At 39.5% G+C, this 18,652-nt stretch carries 8 protein-coding genes and 1 pseudogene; 1 reads left to right on the top strand and 8 read right to left on the bottom strand.

Annotated elements, in window-relative coordinates; genetic code table 11:
- From HT734_RS07795 to HT734_RS07830, 8 genes and pseudogenes are all read right to left on the bottom strand, one after another.
- Window positions 1-4,957, bottom strand: a 4,957-nt coding sequence (locus HT734_RS07795; protein WP_173308490.1) for a YSIRK-type signal peptide-containing protein, incomplete at its 3' end; no start/stop codon positions are given.
- 711 nt (window positions 4,958-5,668) lie between these two features.
- Entirely contained in the window at window positions 5,669-13,252 is a 7,584-nt protein-coding gene (locus HT734_RS07800) for a G5 domain-containing protein (protein WP_240151644.1), read from the bottom strand.
- 394 nt (window positions 13,253-13,646) lie between these two features.
- Window positions 13,647-14,048: a YtxH domain-containing protein gene (locus HT734_RS07805; RefSeq protein WP_173277425.1), complete on the bottom strand. Its 402-nt coding sequence runs from the start codon at window positions 14,046-14,048 to the stop codon at window positions 13,647-13,649.
- Window positions 14,021-14,447: pseudogene (locus tag HT734_RS07810) on the bottom strand (DUF948 domain-containing protein). The gene HT734_RS07805 and the pseudogene HT734_RS07810 overlap by 28 nt, the downstream one beginning before the upstream one ends.
- Window positions 14,448-15,236: a prolipoprotein diacylglyceryl transferase gene (lgt, locus tag HT734_RS07815; RefSeq protein ID WP_173277427.1), complete on the bottom strand. Its 789-nt coding sequence runs from the start codon at window positions 15,234-15,236 to the stop codon at window positions 14,448-14,450. It lies immediately after the preceding pseudogene.
- Complete coding sequence (hprK, locus tag HT734_RS07820) at window positions 15,229-16,164, bottom strand: HPr(Ser) kinase/phosphatase (protein WP_173277474.1); 936 nt, start codon at window positions 16,162-16,164, stop codon at window positions 15,229-15,231. The genes lgt and hprK overlap by 8 nt, the downstream gene beginning before the upstream one ends.
- A gap of 129 nt (window positions 16,165-16,293) precedes the next feature.
- Complete coding sequence (gene rpsU / locus HT734_RS07825; protein WP_000048054.1) at window positions 16,294-16,470, bottom strand: 30S ribosomal protein S21; 177 nt, start codon at window positions 16,468-16,470, stop codon at window positions 16,294-16,296.
- Between the two features lie 151 nt (window positions 16,471-16,621).
- The gene (locus HT734_RS07830) at window positions 16,622-17,329 is read right to left on the bottom strand and encodes a glucosamine-6-phosphate deaminase (RefSeq protein WP_173277429.1); all 708 of its coding nucleotides are present in this window, start codon (window positions 17,327-17,329) and stop codon (window positions 16,622-16,624) included.
- Window positions 17,330-17,478: 149 nt separating this feature from the next.
- Between HT734_RS07830 and queA the strand changes: the two genes are divergently transcribed.
- Window positions 17,479-18,507 carry a tRNA preQ1(34) S-adenosylmethionine ribosyltransferase-isomerase QueA gene (queA, locus tag HT734_RS07835; protein WP_061759481.1) on the top strand — a complete coding sequence of 343 codons (1,029 nt, stop codon included), beginning with the start codon at window positions 17,479-17,481 and terminating at the stop codon, window positions 18,505-18,507.
- The last annotated feature ends 145 nt before the right edge of the window (window positions 18,508-18,652 follow it).

Below are 18,652 nucleotides of genomic sequence, written 5' to 3' on the forward strand. Positions count from 1 at the left end.
GTTGTGATGGTTTCTTGTTCGGTTCTGTTACTGTTCCTGTACCTGGGACAGCTTTCTTAGGAAGTTTGTCATTTGGTACTTTACCTGAACCATCTTTACCGATTTCAACAGTAATTGTGTTTCCATCTTCACCTGGGATTTCTACCTTAGTACCTGGTGGATATGTTCCTCCTCCTGGTTTCTTAGGCGTTACAATCGCATCTCCATTTGGTTGTGGAGTAATTTCAATCTCAACTGGAGTTTGAGTTGTTGGTGTTTTAGGATCTGTTCCATTTTTGATTTCTTCCTCATCTGGAATTCCATCATTATCATCATCTGAATCTTCTTTATCTGGGATTCCGTCTCCATCTGTATCGCGTAAAATTGGAACTGGAACTTTCACAGTAACTGTCTCGCCACCTTTTGTAACTTTAACCGGAATTTCGACTGTGCGTTCTTCTTCTTTTGGTTTCCAATCATTTACCTCTGGTTTTCCTTTAAGTTTACCTTCATCATCTACTGTTAAACCATTTACTGGGCCATCTACTGTAATGCTTGAACCTGGTTTGTTAGGTGTCACAACTGTAACTGGTGTAATTTGTGCTTTTTCCGGAACTGGTGCTGGGTTTATAACCTCAGCTGCTAAAGGTCCATTTGCTGTTCCTCTAGCTACAGGACTCTCAAGAGTAAGTACACCATCAATGTTCTTAGAAACTTTTGCAGTTACTTCTGTTTTATCTTCAACTTCAGTATCAGAAATTGTTACAACTCCTTCAGGTGATACTGATACTTTATCATCAGACTTACCATTTACAGTCCATTTGCTTCCAGATTTCGTAACTGTTACAGTTTCTGGACTTGTTTTACCTGTCGGTGTATAAGTAAGAGTAATTTTATCAATATCTTGTTGATTAGTACTATCAGGTTGTTTTGGTGGGGTAATTGTTACACTACCATTCTCTTTACCTTCTACGGTAGGTGCTGTTGGTGTTACTGCTAGAATTACTTTACGCTTGATTTCTGCTGGTGCAAATACATCTCTGGTCGTGCTAGTATCATCTGTCATATTATTAGCTTTAGTGCCTGGGAAGATTGCTGTTGCAGTTCGAGTATATTTACCTGAATTGTCAAGTGTTGTTCCTCGATCTTTATTAACGCCGTTTCTGTCTTTCCATGTCCAAGTCATACCACTTGGTAAATAATTGTTACCACGATCTGCTTTATCTTCACTATCGACTACTTTCAGATAGTTATGCGCATCAATATTTTTAGAACTATTATCTTTATTTAATGTTGAAGCAACTGGTACTTTTGCTATACCGTGCTCATCAAGATTTCTTGTTTCAATATCAACTACGCGGTACTTAAATTTGAAATCACGGCTATCTGAAGGATTACTTCCTTCTACGTGAATAGTTGATTCATGTACTCCTAAAGTTTCAGTATTCAATACAGTTCCTGAAGATAAACGAGTTTTATATTTCTTATCTTCTGAACTTCCATCTTTACCTGTTTGAGCTGTAAATGTAGATGGAGTTACCCCATTTGGAAGTCCTCCCTTAACTTCTACTTTAGAAATCACACCAGAGTTATCCGATACTTTTAACTCTGGGTTAAATGTAGCTCCACGATAAACTGTAAAGATTGGTTCATTGGCAGTTTCTGATAACTCTTTTCCATTTAGACTTGCTTTTGGCTTTTCATTATCCACTACATTGAAAACAACATTTCTCTCAGCTTTTTCTGGTGCAAATACTTGGACACTACCACGCTTACTTGGATTTTTAGGGAACACCGCAATCGCCTTATGAGTTTGTTTTCCTACTTTAGATAAAGTTACATTCGTATCTGATCCGTTAGCATTGTCCCAACGGAAGTTCATTCCTCCTGGGAAGTGAACATCTGCTTGCGATTCTACAACTGGTTTACCTGACTTGTCTTGCTTACCGGCTGTATTTAGGTATTCATTTGGATCACCTGACTTGCTGTTTAATTCGACTGTCTTAGGTGTGTTTTCCACAACAACATCGACAACTTTATACTTCATCAGATAGGTAGCACTATTTACACCATCAGAAATTTTGAACTTAGCTACGTGATCTCCTAGTGTCTGTGTATCAGCTACTGTTCCTGTAGATAGGTTCGTAGTGTATTTTTTATCTTCCGTACTTCCATCTTTTCCGGTTTGAGGTGTATAAGTTTGAGCTTTAGATCCATTTGGTAAGTTCTCAACACTCATAGAAGTAATGTTACCTGAATTATCCCAGGCTTTCACAGTCGGATTAAATGTAGCTCCACGATAGACATAAAATTGAGCAGATTTTGGTTCTGTCTCTGTTAAACGAACTCCACCAACCTCAACGATTGGTTTTTGGTTATCACGTGGTGTAACTTCGAACGTAAATGTTACATCATCAGCTTTATGACCTACATTATCAGTAGCTTTAAAAGTAATTGTATGAACCCCAACATCTTGTGCTGTTGTTGGAATCGTAATAGTTCTTACTTTTTCGGTATCAGTATCTGTTGGTGAATCAACAGATACTTGATTTGAAATGACCCTAGTACCGTATTTTGCTAGAAAATCATCAGTAATAAGATTAACATGTTTATCATCTCTTGCTGTTACTGTGAATCTTACAGTATCACCTTCAACTACTTTTACTGGCTTATCTGGTGAGATTTTTAATGTTGGAGCTTGTGTATCTGGTGCTTCTGTTGGAATAACAGGAGCACTTTTATCAGAAGTTACTGTTCCATTATTATTAGTAACTACTGTTTTAGCTGTAATAGGTTTTCCTGGTAGAGCTTCTGTAACTGTAATTGTCGCAGTCCCTCCTTTAGTTGTTCCAGTTCCAATCTCTCTATCACCATCGTAAAGCTTAACTGTCGAGCCCTCTGGCACTCCGTTTTGGACATTTACAGTAATTTGTTGATTTGGTAACCCTTTTTTATTAGTAACATTTGTTGTAATAATTGGTTGTTTTGGCTTAACGTTTAATATAACTGTTCCATCTGAACCAGAACCTTTGTCTTCTGAACTCGAACCGTCTTGATAAGTCGCAATAGAAGTATATTTGAATACTCCAGCTTGTGCTGTACTTGTTGGTTTGACGTCACCTTGCCAACTCCAAGTCATACCTGGAGGAAATGGTTTACCCTCTTTATGTCTAACATAACCTGAATTTGCAGGATCATCTGGATCTCCCAAAGCATCTCCTACTGTTTTTGTAACTGTTAAACCTTGGATTGGGTCTTTTGGTGCGTCAGGGGTATTTACTAATCTTGTTCCAGTAGCAGCATACACATATCCTGCCGTTGCGTTTGTAGCTAATCCTGCTTTAACAGTTACAGCCATTGTTCCCGCTGCTTTAGCTTGATCCGCCGTTACATTATCCCTTAAACGCATCTTGACATGATATTTATAGGCATAATTAACATGTGGTGCAATAGTTAAAAGATGGGAATAAGATAAACCTGGATAACTTCCATTCTGTTTTATGATACCATTTAAATCAGAATTATTTTGTAAATTCTTCAACATTTGCTGACGTTGATCATTCCTGTTAGGTCCACCAGTTAGCTGATAAAAACTAAAGCCATCGTTCCAAAGTCTTTGGGAGCTATCATCCTCAACTTTTGAAGGAACATAATAAGTAGGCCCTACCTTAGTAAAGTTATTAGGATTATGAGAAAGAGTTCCTCCACTTCCATTATTTCTATAGCGTTCATAATAAGTGTCAAAAAGAGTTGCTCCAGGATAATTTCCACCTTCTATATGTAAAATATCACGTGGCGGATAAAACCAAAATGCATTTCTTGCATTTCCATCTAATGCTTTACCATCATTTTGGAAATAAACGTCATAGGTAATATACTTTTTACCATTTTCTTCGCTATATTTTGCAGTCATGAATGTTTTCTGGATTGTTCGATCACGATCCCCGATATCTGTGCTACCCTGCCTTTTTGCTTCTGATATAAATTCTTTAACATTAATTAAAGCATTTTCTACACGACCATATTCAACAGTAGTCGCTCTAAAACTTGTACCTTCACCCATGCTCTTACCATTACGTGAGTCACGAGATCCTGAAGTCAAACGTGTTGTAGCGTTTTTAACAGAGTTAAACATTCTCTTCACACGTTTTGTCATATCTTCAACATCGTTCAGAGAAACTGTTGTATTTTCAAGAACACCTTGAGCTAAGCCCAATAGTTCATTGGCTTTTTCAAGAACTTCTTTGCTAGTCTCATGCTCAGGCACTTCCAGAACTGCTGCCTTCAATTGATCTACAGATACTTTCAAAGCATCTTTTTTAGCTGATACAGTTTGGCTCTCTTCGCTTGCACTTACTTCAGGAGAAGATTGGTTGGCTAGGTTATCAGCTTGCTTCTCAGTTTTATCTACTTGTTTATCAACTTTTTTATCTACTTGAACCTCAGTTGATTCCTTAGCAGCTGATACGACTGTCACATCTTTAGACAAGAGTTCCGCAAGCTCATCAATATCCTTTTGAGCTAGCTCAGAACTTTCTAGGGATTCTTTCCCTTTTTGAAGTCTGTCTTTAATAGGTGATACTACTGACTCGTCAAGGTTTAATTTAGTTGAAAGAAGAGCATTTAATTCTTCAACTACTTTTCTTAACTTGGCTTTATCAACTGTAGGCGCGTTATTTACAGGAACTGCAGGCGATTGATTTTCTGGAGATTTATGTCCTTCATCTACTTTGTTTGCAGTAGATTCTGGACTCTCTTTAGGCAATTCGGCCTCACCTTTAGGGTTTACTACACCCGCATTAAGTTGTGAAGTCTTGTCAACTACACTATCCGCACTCGCAACGCGGGCACCTAAAAACATCAGCGCTGCAACAGCAACTGAAGCAGCACCGAAACTATACTTACGAATAGAAAAGCGCAAAACTTTTTCACGTTGCTGGCGCTTGATTCTATTGAGTGAATTTGATTTATTTTCCATTGTTCCTCCTTATGTTAAAATACAAAATCAAATTAAAAGCAATATTCCCTCTGGGAATAAAACAATAAAAACCACTATGATGGACATTTCACATCACAGTTTTGACAGCTAGATTATACCACTTTCAATATATTTAATCAATTAAAATGGTATAAATACAAGCAATCCAAAGAAAGCGCAATCAGCAAATATATAATAATTAAAAACAACTCTGAATAACGATAAATATCCCATCCTTAATTTTAAAATATTCTTCAGATATATCCTATAAATATAATTTTATATTATTACAAAATCAAAAAAATAAATTTCTTCCTTAAAAAAACAAATATATAATAGTTTTAATTAAAAATCCTATCATTGGTTCCGTGTACCTATAATTTTAAAGCATATACTTATACAACAATATTTCTTGAATAGTCTATCAACAAAAGGGGAACCTTGATTTCAAATGAGTATAACAGATTGAAGCTAGAATAGTATAATATGACTTCTAATTCATTTTTAAAAATTAATCTAAATCCCCTCATCGATTTGTACATATTTTATTTCAACCCATTATCTCTAGGTACGAATATTGATATCTACTTTTTTCTAGAATACGACAACAGCCTTGTACCTCTTGAAATGAGGAACAAGGCCGTTTCTTTATCTTTTACATTCATTGTCCACTTAACAATGAACAATTCATATTTTGACTACATTTTTATTTTAGTCTTCTTTTTTCTTTCCAATAAGAAATCTGAGACCGCCTAGCATACCAAGAAGTCCTAGAGATGCAAGAGTCGCGTTTGATTCTGTTCCTGTATTTGGCAATACATTTTGAGAATTATTTGACTTAGCTCTATTATCAATAGAATCTGTAGCATCTTCATGATTTTCATTCGGAGTAACTGCATCTGGAATTGGAGTTGGTGATACAGCTGTATCTTGACCAGAATTTCCATTAGCATCAGGTATTACTGGCGTAACTGGAGTTGGAGTGGTTAGCGCAGGTGTATCGTGACTAGAATTTCCATTAGTATCAGGTGTTACTGGAATTGGAGTTGTGTTTGAACTTACTTTTCTGAAAATGTGAGTCATTACTGGTTCATTTTCATCAATCACAGTTCGTACAAATTCATATCCAGAAATTGATCCATGTTCAGCATCCTTTTCACTACCTGTCTTAAGGGATGGTTTCAATCCATTTCCATCTTCACCAATCCATCGAACCTCAATCATGAGCTCTGGCAATTCAATTGAATCTGGTAATAGACCATTTTCAAAAATTGTTACCTTAGGCGGAGTTGTTACATTAGGAACTTCCACAGATGGTTTACCTGGCTCAGTAGTCTTACCTATACCTGGTTTTTCTACATCTGGTAGATCACTGTTTGCTACTTTACCTTTACCATCTTCGCCTGAGATTTCTACCTTAGTTCCTGGTGGGTATGTTGAGCCATCTGGTTTCTTCGGTGTTACTGTAACTTCACCTGTCTTAGGATCTTGTTCTATCTCTACTTTTGGTTCTTTCGTTTTACCATAAGTTCGAACTGTTGTTGGAGTTACCTTACCTGTTTTTGGATCAACCTCATAGGTAGTGGTATCAATCACATCACGACCTTCAGGATTTTTAGATTGTTCAACCTTAGTTTTAGCTCCTACTTTAACGATTGTCTTACCTGCGGGGATGAATACTGGATTACCAACGTGTTCTGTGATATGACCGTCCTTTGGATCTACATAGTAAGTAGTTGTAGTAACTGTTTTACCTTTTTCACCCTCAGTACGCTGATCTGGTGTACCGAAGTCTTTTTCAACATCTTTAACATATTCCACTTCTGGTTCAATCGGAGTTTCTACTACTTCGTCTTTGGCCGAGACCTTGACCACTGTAGTAGTTGAAAGTTTGATAACAGGTTGACCTTCATGTGGAATGAGGCTGCCGTCTGTAGGATTAACTGCATATGTTGTGGTTACTGTTCTGGTACCTGGAGTACCAGCTACTGTTACATTAGCTTCACCTTTGGCTCTTGTGGCATCTTTCTCATAACGAACACTTGGTTCAAGTGACGTAACAACAACTGTTGATTTAGCGCCATTTGGACTGGTAATGTCTTTCCTTACAGTTGGAGTAAGGGCACCGGTACTTGAATTGACTTGATAGCTGGTTGTCTTCTTAACTACATCATCACCATCTTTAAGGTATTCAACCTCATCCTTAGCTGGGACCTTGACCACTGTAGGCGTTGAAAGTTTGATAACTGGTTTTCCTTCATGTGGAATAAGGCTACCGTCTGCAGGGTTAACAGTATAGGTTGTGGTTACTGTTCTTGTTCCTGGTGTACCAGCTGTTGTTACATTAGCTTCACCTTTGGCTTTTGTGGCGTCTTTCTCATAACGAACACTTGGCTCAAGTGAGGTAACAACAACTGTAGATTTGGCGCCATTTTGTTTGAACACTTCCTTTTTCTCTGTTGGAGTGAGAGCACCGGTACTTGCATTGACTTGGTAGCTGGTTGTCTTCTTAACTACATCATCACCTTCTTTGAGGTATTCAACCTCATCTTGAGCTGGGACTTTGACCACTGTAGGTTTTGCGGGAACTACCACTGCAGGTTCTTCATGCGGAATGAGGCTGCCATCTGTAGGATTGACAGTATAGGTTGTGGTTACTGTTCTAGTACCTGAAGTACCAGCTACTGTTACATTAGCTCCACCTTTGGCTCTTGTGGCATCTTTCTCATAACGAACACTTGGCTCAAGTGGTGTAACCACAACTGTAGTTTTGGAACCATCTTGTTTGAACACTTCCTTTTTCTCTGCTGGAGTAAGGATACCTGTACTTGCATTGACTTCGTAAGTGGTTGTCTTCTTAACAACGTCATCACCATCTTTAAGGTATTCAACCTCATCCTTAGCTGGGACCTTGACCACTGTAGGAGTCGAAGGAACTACCACTGCAGGTTCTTCATGCGGAACAAGACTGCCATCTGTAGGATTAACTGTGTAGGTGGTAGTTACTGTACTTGTTCCTGGGGTACCAGCTGTTGTTACATTAGCTTCACCTTTAGCTCTCGTGGCATCTTTCTCATAACGGACACTTGGCTCAAGTGGTGTAACGATAACTTTAGATTTAGCACCGTTTCTCTTGAAGATTTCTGTTGTCTCTGTTGGAGTTAGGGAGCCCGTACTTGCATTGACCGCGTAAGTTATGGTCTTCTTAACAACATCATCGCCTTCTTTGAGGTATTCGACCTCATCTTTAGCTGAAACTTTGACCACTGTCGGAGTTGACGGTTTGATAACTGGTTGGCCTTCATGTGGAATGAGACTGCCATCTGTCGGATTAACTGTGTAGGTGGTAGTTACTGTTCTTGTTCCTGGTGTACCATCTGTTGTTACATTAGTTTCACCTTTGGCTCTTGTGACATCTTTTTCATAACGAACACTTGGCTCAAGTTGGGTAACAACAACTGTAGATTTGGCACCACTTTGTTTGAAGATTTCCTTTTTCTCTGTTGGAGTAAGGTTACCTGTACTTGCATTGACCGCGTAACTTGTAGTCTTCTTAACCACGTCGTCGCCTTCTTTGAGGTATTCGACCTCATCTTTGGCCGGGACCTTGACCACTGTCGGAGTTGACGGTTTGATAACAGGTTGCCCTTCTTGTGGAATGAGGCTACCGTCTGTCGGATTAACTGTATATGTTGTAGTTAGTGTACTTGTCCCCTGAGTGCCAACTATTGTTACATTAGCTTCACCTTTAGCTCTTGTGGCGTCTTTTTCATAACGAACACTTGGCTCAAGTGGTGTAACCACAACTGTAGTTTTGGAACCATCTTGTTTGAACACTTCCTTTTTCTCTGCTGGAGTAAGGATACCTGTACTTGCATTGACTTCGTAAGTGGTTGTCTTCTTAACAACGTCATCACCATCTTTAAGGTATTCAACCTCATCCTTAGCTGGGACCTTGACCACTGTAGGAGTCGAAGGAACTACCACTGCCGGTTCTTCATGCGGAACAAGACTGCCATCTGTAGGATTAACTGTGTAGGTGGTAGTTACTGTACTTGTTCCTGGGGTACCAGCTGTTGTTACATTAGCTTCACCTTTAGCTCTCGTGGCATCTTTCTCATAACGGACACTTGGCTCAAGTGGGGTAACAACAACTGTAGATTTGGCACCGTTTCTCTTGAAGATTTCTGTTGTCTCTGTTGGAGTTAGGGAGCCCGTGCTTGCATTGACTTGGTAGCTGGTTGTCTTCTTAACAACATTATCACCCTCTTTGAGGTATTCAACCTCATCCTTAGCTGGGACCTTGATCACTGTCGGTTTTGCTGGGACTACTACTGCCGGTTCTTCATGCGGAATAAGTCTACCATTTGTAGGGTTAACCGTGTAGGTGATGGTTACTGTTCTGGTACCAGGAGTACCAGCTATTGTTACATTTTCTCCACCTCTAGCTCTTGTGGCATCTTTCTCATAACGAACACTTGGCTTAAGTGACGTAACGGCAACTGTTGATTTGGCACCATTTCGCTTGAACACTTCCTTTTTCTCTGTTGGAGTAAGACCACCTGTACTTGCATTAACCGCGTAAGTTGTTGTTTTCTTAACAATGTCGTCGCCGTCTTTGAGGTATTCAACCTCATCTTGAGCTGGCACCTTGACCACTGTCGGTTTTGATGGGACTACCACTGCTGGTTCTTCATGCGGAACGAGGCTACCATCTGTCGGATTAACAGTATAGGTTGTAGTTACTGTACTTGTCCCTGGAGTACCAGCTGTTGTTACATTAGCTTCACCTTTAGCTCTTGTGGCGTCTTTTTCATAACGGATACTTGGCTCAAGTGGTGTAACCACTACTGTAGCTTTCGTGCCATTTGGACTAGCAATGTCTTTCCTTACTGTTGGAATAAGAGCACCTGTGCTTGCATTCACTTCGTAAGTTGTAGTCTTCTTAACAACGTCATCGCCGTCTTTTAGGTATTCAACCTCATCTTTAGCTGGCACTTTGACCACTGTCGGTTTTGATGGGACTACCACTGCTGGTTCTTCATGCGGAACAAGGCTACCATCTGTAGGATTAACAGTATAGGTTGTAGTTACTGTACTTGTCCCTGGAGTACCAGCTGTTGTTACATTAGCTTCACCTTTGGCTCTTGTGGCGTCTTTTTCATAACGAACAATTGGCTCAAGTGGTGTAACCACAACTGTTGATTTGGCACCATCTTGCTTGAACACTTCCTTTTTCTCTATTGAAGTAAGGGTACCTGTACTCGCATTGACTTGGTAACTTGTAGTCTTCTTAACAACGTCATCGCCTTCTTTGAGGTATTCAACCTCATCTTTGGCTGGAACTTTGACCACCGTAGGAGTTGACGATTTGATAACTGGTTTTCCTTCATGTGGAATAAGGCTACCATCTGTAGGATTAACCGTGTAGGTGGTAGTTACTGTTCTTGTACCTGAAGTACCAGCTGTTGTTACATTAGCTTCACCTTTGGGTCTTGTAGCGTCTTTTTCATAACGAACACTTGGCTTAAGTGGTGTAACCACAACTTTAGATTTGGCACCTTTTGGATTGGCAACGTCTTTCCTTACTGTTGGAGTAAGAGCACCTGTACTGGCATTGACCGCATAAGTGGTTGTCTTCTTAACAACATTATCGCCTTCTTTGAGGTATTCAATCTCATCTTTGGCTGGAACTTTGACCACCGTAGGAGTTGACTGTTTGATGACGGGTTTTCCTTCATGTGGAATAAGGCTACCATCTGTAGGATTAACCGTGTAGGTGGTAGTTACTGTTCTTGTACCTGAAGTACCAGCTACTGTGATTTTTGCTTCACCTTTGGCTCTTGTGGCGTCTTTTTCATAACGAACATTTGGCTTAAGTGGTGTAACCACAATTTTAGATTTGGCACCTTTTGGATTGGCAACATCTTTCCTTACTGTTGGAGTAAGAGCTCCTGTACTTGCATTGACCGCGTAAGTGGTTGTCTTCTTAACAACATCATCACCGTCTTTGAGGTACTCAACCTCATCTTTGGCTGGAACTTTGACCACCGTAGGAGTTGACTGTTTGATGACGGGTTTGCCCTCATGCGGAATGAGGCTACCGTCTGCAGGGTTAACAGTATAAGTTGTAGTGACTGTTCTAGTGCCTGAATTACCAGCTGTTGTTACATTTTTTCCGCCCTTAGCTCTCGTAGCGTCTTTTTCATAACGAACACTTGGCTGTAATGGCGTAACAACAACCTTAGCCTTGGCACCATTTTGTTTGAAGATTTCCTTTTTCTCTATTGGAGTAAGAGCTCCTGTACTGGCATTGACCATGTAAGTGGTTATCTTCTTAACCACATCATCGCCTTCTTTGAGGTATGTAACCTCATCCTTAGCTGGGACTTTGACCACTGTCGGTTTTGATGGGACTACTACTGCCGGTTCTTCATGCGAAACAAGGCTACCATCTGTCGGATTGACTGTGTAGGTTGTAGTTACTGTTCTAGTGCCTGGAGTACCAGCTTCTGTTACATTTGCCCCACCTTTGGCTCTCGTAGCGTCTTTTTCATAACGAACACTTGTCTCGATTGACGTAACCACAACTGTTGATTTGGCACCATCTTTCTTGAACACTTCATCAAGTGTATTTTTAGTAATCTGCCCTGTATCGGGATCTTTGATACTAACAGTTGTTGACTTAATGATGTCATCTCCACGTTTACTATATACAACAGTTTCTCCAACTTTTTCTACAGATTTAGCTGTTGTCATTTTTTTATCTTGATAACCTGTCCCATCTAAGGAAATTCGTTTCCCAGACATGAACTCTGATCGTCTATTAATCATATCGGCTTCAAAATAAGAACGTGAACTATGACCTCCTTTTGTATCCCCAACATTTATGACAACATCACTATCATTACTGACACTTTTTCCTATAGTAGAATCATTATTAACTATATAATGTGTCATTTTTCCAGACTTAGCTATGTTTTTACTGTCTAATCCTTTTTGCCAAAATTCAGATGATGAGAAATAACTTGTCCTCACTTTTGGGGCATTAAAGGTTGTTCCTTTTTTTAAGACATTATTATAAAAGTTTCTATAAGCCCGCTGTTCTTTAGAAGACATGACTCTGCTGTCAGAATATGCCAACTGATAGGCTTCAACCATTGCCCGTTGTACTAAATATCCTCCTAAAGAGTGTCCTGTCAAATATAGATTGGTAATGCTCTTATCTTTAGCCAGTTCACGCATGATATTTTCTGCATCAATCCCTTGTTGAGGATTGCTTCCTAATCCAAGTGTTATATCAGTTCCTATATCTTTGGCATCACTTGTTCCACGAAAGGCTAATACTTGTGCACTTCCATTTGGTAAATATGAGAAATCACTCTTAGTTTCATACAAGACAGCATCTAGTCCACTGGAGGTATGGTAACTTTTTTTCCTTTCCCAATAAGGCCCCAATTCCTTATTCATCATCATATACTCATAACGTGGTCTACTGTCATCATTCTTTTTATATAACTCTGACTCTGTTAAGGGTTTCTTATGATTCAGCACTCTATCAATATAATTATCATCACGGTAGGACAATTCCATGAACATAATCATATCGCGCTCACTGACATTCCATTTTAATTTTTCATCTGGCTTTTCTTTACTGTCAATAATACCATCACCATCAGTATCTTCTAATAAGGGATGACTATTATAGCCTACATACTTTTTCCCGCCTTTTTCATAAATATAAAGTTCTTCTTTATCCTTCAAGAAATCATCATCTGTATAAGCTTCTGGACTTAACTCAGGGCCGTTTAATAACAAACTGTCAAGCTTATTACCTTCTGAACCGATTACTCCTGCTTTGATTTTTTTAGCATCTTCCTTAGTCAATTCATATTTTTTAATCTCGGAAGGATTTGATGCTGCTCTCACCGCTGGAGTGCTTGATCTGTCTTCACCTGCCACGGAAGCCCTTGTGGTCAAGCTATTATTTTCTTTATCCCCAGATGTCTCAAGTTCTGTAGTTCTTGTAGATATTATTGGAGTATCTTTTGGGACTGGACTGGGGATAGCATCTTGATTCTCTGGTGAATTTTGATTCTCTTCTTTTTTCTCTACAATAGGGGTCGAATTTGCCCTTTCAGAATTAGCCCCTATCTCTGTTGCCAAATTATTTTCCGTAGAAGCCAGTACTCCCTGGGATGGTGTAAACAAGGTAATTCCTATTAATACAGAAGCCACTCCAACCGAAAACTTTCGAATTGAAAAGCGTTGACGTTTATTAAAAATGTCTTTCATTTTACTAACTTTCTTTCTAACTATTTTTTACAAAATAGAGGGTTCTAATATTTTCCCTTGACAGAATACTAAATCGTTTCTTGACTAAAATTTTAGAGCTTTTCCTCTACCTGATCATAAGCTACCACATTGATTTCTAATCATAGAAAATTGATTGCTTAATATTACTAAAATATCAGTAAAATATAAAAAAATGTAAATATTTCACTTCTAACACTGCCATTATACCATAAAAAATCATAACACTCATGTGTTTTAAAAAAGGTTTATCAAAAAGTCTTAAAAATCATAAAAAACGCATAATATCAGGCAATTACAATCCTTGATACTATGCGTTTGATTGTGGGAAAATGTGCTTCATTTTCTCCTAGAATTGAGTTTTCGCTCATTCTCGTCAAATTTTGATTTTTTCTTCTTCGATATCAATCACAATCTCTTCTGATTCATCAAGACTATCGGACTTTTCTTGCCACTGCTCCTTGAGATTATTGAATCGATCTTTTGATGCTTCTGTCGCTTGACGAGCACATGATTTAGCTTGAGCAAGGACACTGTCCACAGTGATTTCACCTGACTCAACCTGTTCTTTGGTTTTAAGAACAAAATCTGTAGCTTGTTCCTTAACTTCTGTCAGTTTTTCACAGACCTGCTCTTTAGCATATTCAGGATCTTCTCTCAAATCATCTAGAAAATCTTGAGCTTGACTGCAAACTTGTTTGCCCTTGTCGCTTGTTAAAAACAAGGCAAGAGCTGCACCTGAAACGGTTCCTAAAAGGATTGAGGATAGTTTACCCATAAGGATTCTCCTTTTTTATTTTTTGAAAAATTTACTTGCAAGACGAAGAGCTGACAAACTTGCACCAGTCTTAATGGTTTTTGAACCAGCTGATGAAGCTTTCTTGCTCAAGACACGCGCATGGTCATTGAGATCTGAAACAGATAGAGATAAATCTGCAACAGCACTAAAGAGTGGATCAATTGTTGCCACCTTGACATTGATATCATCTGCCAAGACATTGACCTTAGCCAATAACTCATTGGTATGGTGCAAGGTCACATCCACATCTGAAGTTAAGGTTTTAATCGTCTTCTCTGTTTCATCGATCACACGTCCAAGCTTTTGTACAGTGATAATCAGATAAACCAAAAATACAATCAAAGCAAGGGCTACAAGAATATATGCAACTTCTAACATTTAGTTTTCCTCCTCTGTAACATAGTAAGGGGCCTTCTTTCGATTTTGATATAGAATGATAAAAATACCCAGTCCGATAAGGACAACTGATAGCCATTGAGACACTCGAAGTCCAAAGAACATGAGACTATCTGTTCGCATGCCTTCGATGACCATACGACCGAAACCATACCAAATCAAGTAGAAAGCAGTAATATGGCCTCGTCTGAGGCTCTTCCATTTTCGTCTGAATATCAAAATCAAGGCAAAGCCAAGCAGATTCCATAGAGACTCATAAAGAAAGGTCGGCTGACGGTAGCTACCCTCAATATACATCTGGTCACGGATAAAGGCAGGTAGATAATCCAAATTATCCACTGCTGCACCATAAGCTTCTTGATTAAAGAAATTGCCCCAGCGCCCCAAACTTTGGGCAATCATGACACTAGGTGCTGCAATGTCTAGAAAATCCCAAGTATTGATGAGTTTACGATCAGCAAAAATATAGAGTACAAGGGAACCAGTTATCAAACCACCGTAAATTGCCAAACCACCATTCCAAATGGCAAAAATTTCTCCCAAATTCTGACTATAGTAATCAAAACGGAAAATGACATAGTAGAGACGAGCTCCTAAAATAGCCAGAGGAAAAGCTACCAAGATAAAATCTAAAATATCGTCTGGTATGATCTTCTTTCTAGGCGCTTCTTTCATGGTCAAATAAACCGCAAGAATCAAACCTGTCACAATACATAAGGCATACCAACGAATGGCTAGAGGTCCTAGATGAATAGCAATTGGATCAAGCATTAGGCACCTCGTTTTGAGCAATAAGATTTGTCAAGCGTTCTTCGAACAAACGCGTCGCATCAAAGCCCATTTCCTTAGCACGATAATTCATGGCAGCAGCCTCAATCACGACAGAGATATTACGACCTGTTTTAACTGGGATGCGGATACGAGGAATGGCTACGCCAGAAATTTCTAATTCCTCTGCATTATTTCCAAGTCGATCAAAGGTCTTATGCGTATCGTAATTTTCCAAGTAGACAGCCAACTGAACTTGTGAAGAATCTTTTACCGCACTCGCACCGTAGAGGCTCATGACATCGATAATCCCAACCCCACGAATTTCAATCAAGTGTTTCAAGATTTCAGCAGGCTCTCCCCAAAGAGTTAATTCATCCTTAGAATAAATATCTACCCGATCATCTGCTACCAAGCGATGCCCACGTTTGACAAGCTCAAGACCTGTTTCACTCTTACCGATACCACTATCTCCTTGAATCAAGACACCCATCCCATAGATATCCATCAAGACACCGTGAACACTGGTGCGTTCCGCCAAACGAGAATCCAGATAGCTAGATAATTCTCCAGACAAACGACTGGTAGCTGTACGGCTGGTTAAAATAGCAATCTTACATTCTCTAGCAGCCTTTAACATCTCCTCTGGAACCACCAAACCACGAGCAACAATGACCGCAGGTGTTTCAGGTAGAAACATTTTTTTTAAAACTTGGTAACGGTTGTGAGAAGACATCGAAACAAGATAGGACCACTCCTTCATCCCCAAGAGCTGGATCCGCTCTGGTGTGTAGTAGTCAAAATAACCTGTCATTTCAAGACCAGGTCGCGTAATATCCGCTGTATTGATTTCCTTTTCAAGTAATTCTGGTTCGCCATAGACAATGTCTAGTCTAAGCTTTTCAATCACTTCTTTTACTAAAACCGACATCATTTCCTCCTTCAAATGAGTTCTTCCCTCTATTATATCAAATTGTGGGAGGAAGTTTCAGATTTTTGCAGGCTTTGGAGTATTTATTTAAAAGAAAAAGGACTAGATTTCTCTAGCCTTTCATTTCAATTAGAATTTTTTACGTTTACGAGCTGCTTCTGATTTACGTTTACGTTTTACAGAAGGTTTTTCATAGAATTCACGTTTGCGTGTTTCTTGAAGAGTACCAGCTTTAGTAACCGCACGTTTGAAACGACGAAGTGCGTCGTCAAGAGATTCATTCTTACGTACTACTGTTTTAGACATTTTTTTCACTCCCTTCAAGTTCAAGATCTATTCTATTTTACACGTAAAAGGAATAATTGTCAAGAAAAAATGCGGTTTAATTTTGATTTTTTCTTCCATTTATGCAAGTCTTGAAAGCACTCAATAAAAGATACTGAAGGATCTCACTTTTTTATTTTTCAAGTAAGCTAAGCGCTTCAGCGTCTGCGATGATGGTCACATCTGGATGATTTTGTAGGCTACTTGCTGGTAGACTCTCAGTCACTGGGCCAGACACTGTTCCAGCAATGGCTTCTGCTTTCGATTCACCGTAAGCAAAGAGAAGAATTGACTTGGCATCCAAGATATTTTTAATCCCCATTGAAATGGCTTGGGTTGGGACGTCTTCAATCTTGTCAAAGAAGCGCGCATTGGCTTCAATAGTAGACTGGTCAAGTTCTACTAGATGCGTTTGACTGTCAAATAGAGTACCAGGTTCATTAAATCCGATGTGTCCATTGCGACCAATTCCCAAGATTTGGAGGTCAACTGGATGGTCAGCCAAAATTTGGTTGTAGCGTTCAACTTCAGCTTCAGCATCGTCCTTAACCCCACGAGGCAAGAAACTTTCTTTAAATGGTTTTTGGTTAAACAAGTTTTCTTGCATGAAGTAACGATAAGACTGTGGATTGTCCCCATCAAGTCCTACATACTCATCAAGGTTCACACTAGTTAGATTTGAAAAATCAAGGTCACTCTCAACAATTTCCTTGTAAAATTCAAGTGGGCTACTTCCTGTCGCAAGTCCTAGGGTTTGAGCTCCATTGGCCAATTTTTCCTTCAAAATCTCAAAAGCAACTTTTCCACCTTCGATTTGGTTTTCAACTTTAATAACTTTCATCTTTTCATCCTCCGTTTTAATCTATATTTATTATATGGTATAGACCAATTTTTGTCAAGTGAAAACGATTTAATTTCTAAAAAAGAGCGTCCAAACTTGAAACATGTTATAATGGATAGGATTAGAACTTAGAAAGAATGAACAGATATATGAATACAGCTGATTTTGATTTCCACTTGCCTGAGGAATTGATTGCCCAAACGCCCCTTGAAAAACGAGATGCCTCTAAACTCCTCATCGTCAACCGTAAGACAGGAGAAATGCAGGATAAACACTTCCACTCTATTATTGATATGCTGGAACCTGGTGATGCCCTTGTCATGAACGACACCCGTGTTCTCCCAGCCCGCCTCTATGGTCAAAAAGAAGAAACTGGAGGCCATGTGGAACTTCTCCTGCTCAAAAACACTGCTGGAGATGAGTGGGAAGTACTAGCAAAACCTGCCAAACGCCTCAAGGTCGGAACTCGTGTCAGCTTTGGTGATGGCCGTCTCAGCGCTGTCGTTACAGAAGAACTAACACACGGAGGCCGTATTGTCCGCTTTGAATACCAAGGAATTTTCCTAGAAGTATTGGAAAGTCTGGGTGAAATGCCACTACCACCTTATATCCATGAAAAATTGGATGACCGTGAACGCTATCAAACGGTCTACGCCAAAGAAAGCGGTTCTGCTGCTGCACCAACTGCTGGACTACACTTCACTAAAGAATTGCTGGCAGAAATCCAAGCCAAGGGTGTTCATCTGGTCTATTTGACTCTTCATGTCGGACTCGGAACCTTTAGACCTGTTTCTGTGGATAATCTGGATGAACATGAAATGCACTCAGAATTCTACCAGCTTTCTGAGGAAGCAGCTGCCACCCTTCGCTCTGTTAAGGAAAATGGTGGTCGCGTCATTGCTGTCGGAACCACTTCTATCCGCACACTGGAGACTATCGGTTCCAAGTTTGATGGGCAAATTCAGGCAGATTCTGGCTGGACCAATATCTTTATCAAACCTGGTTACGAATGGAAAGTTGTTGATGCCTTTTCAACCAACTTCCACCTGCCAAAATCAACTCTGGTCATGTTGGTTTCTGCCTTTGCCGGTCGTGAATTAGTCTTAGATGCTTATCACCATGCTATCCAAGAACACTACCGCTTCTTCAGTTTTGGCGATGCCATGTTTATCTATTAAATTTCATAATCAAAAAAACGCATATTATCAGGTATTATCCTTTGGTGCTCTAAGCTTTTCTAATGATAGACAGTCGCAAAAAAGTCTAAAAAGCTCTCAGAATCGTTGTCTCAGCACCAAAAATACGTGAAATTTGCATAATTAA

This window comes from Streptococcus sp. k-90 (assembly GCF_013277565.1).
Classification (GTDB): Bacteria; Bacillota; Bacilli; order Lactobacillales; family Streptococcaceae; genus Streptococcus.

What these genes read in the sequence shown, in the direction of transcription:
- HT734_RS07800 (WP_240151644.1), bottom strand. Translation starts at nt 13,252, where the DNA reads ATGAAAGACATTTTTAATAAACGTCAACGCTTTTCAATTCGAAAGTTT.
- HT734_RS07805 (WP_173277425.1), bottom strand. Translation starts at nt 14,048, where the DNA reads ATGGGTAAACTATCCTCAATCCTTTTAGGAACCGTTTCAGGTGCAGCT.
- lgt (WP_173277427.1), bottom strand. Translation starts at nt 15,236, where the DNA reads ATGCTTGATCCAATTGCTATTCATCTAGGACCTCTAGCCATTCGTTGG.
- hprK (WP_173277474.1), bottom strand. Translation starts at nt 16,164, where the DNA reads ATGTCGGTTTTAGTAAAAGAAGTGATTGAAAAGCTTAGACTAGACATT.
- rpsU (WP_000048054.1), bottom strand. Translation starts at nt 16,470, where the DNA reads ATGTCTAAAACAGTAGTACGTAAGAATGAATCTCTTGACGACGCACTT.
- HT734_RS07830 (WP_173277429.1), bottom strand. Translation starts at nt 17,329, where the DNA reads ATGAAAGTTATTAAAGTTGAAAACCAAATCGAAGGTGGAAAAGTTGCT.
- queA (WP_061759481.1), top strand. Translation starts at nt 17,479, where the DNA reads ATGAATACAGCTGATTTTGATTTCCACTTGCCTGAGGAATTGATTGCC.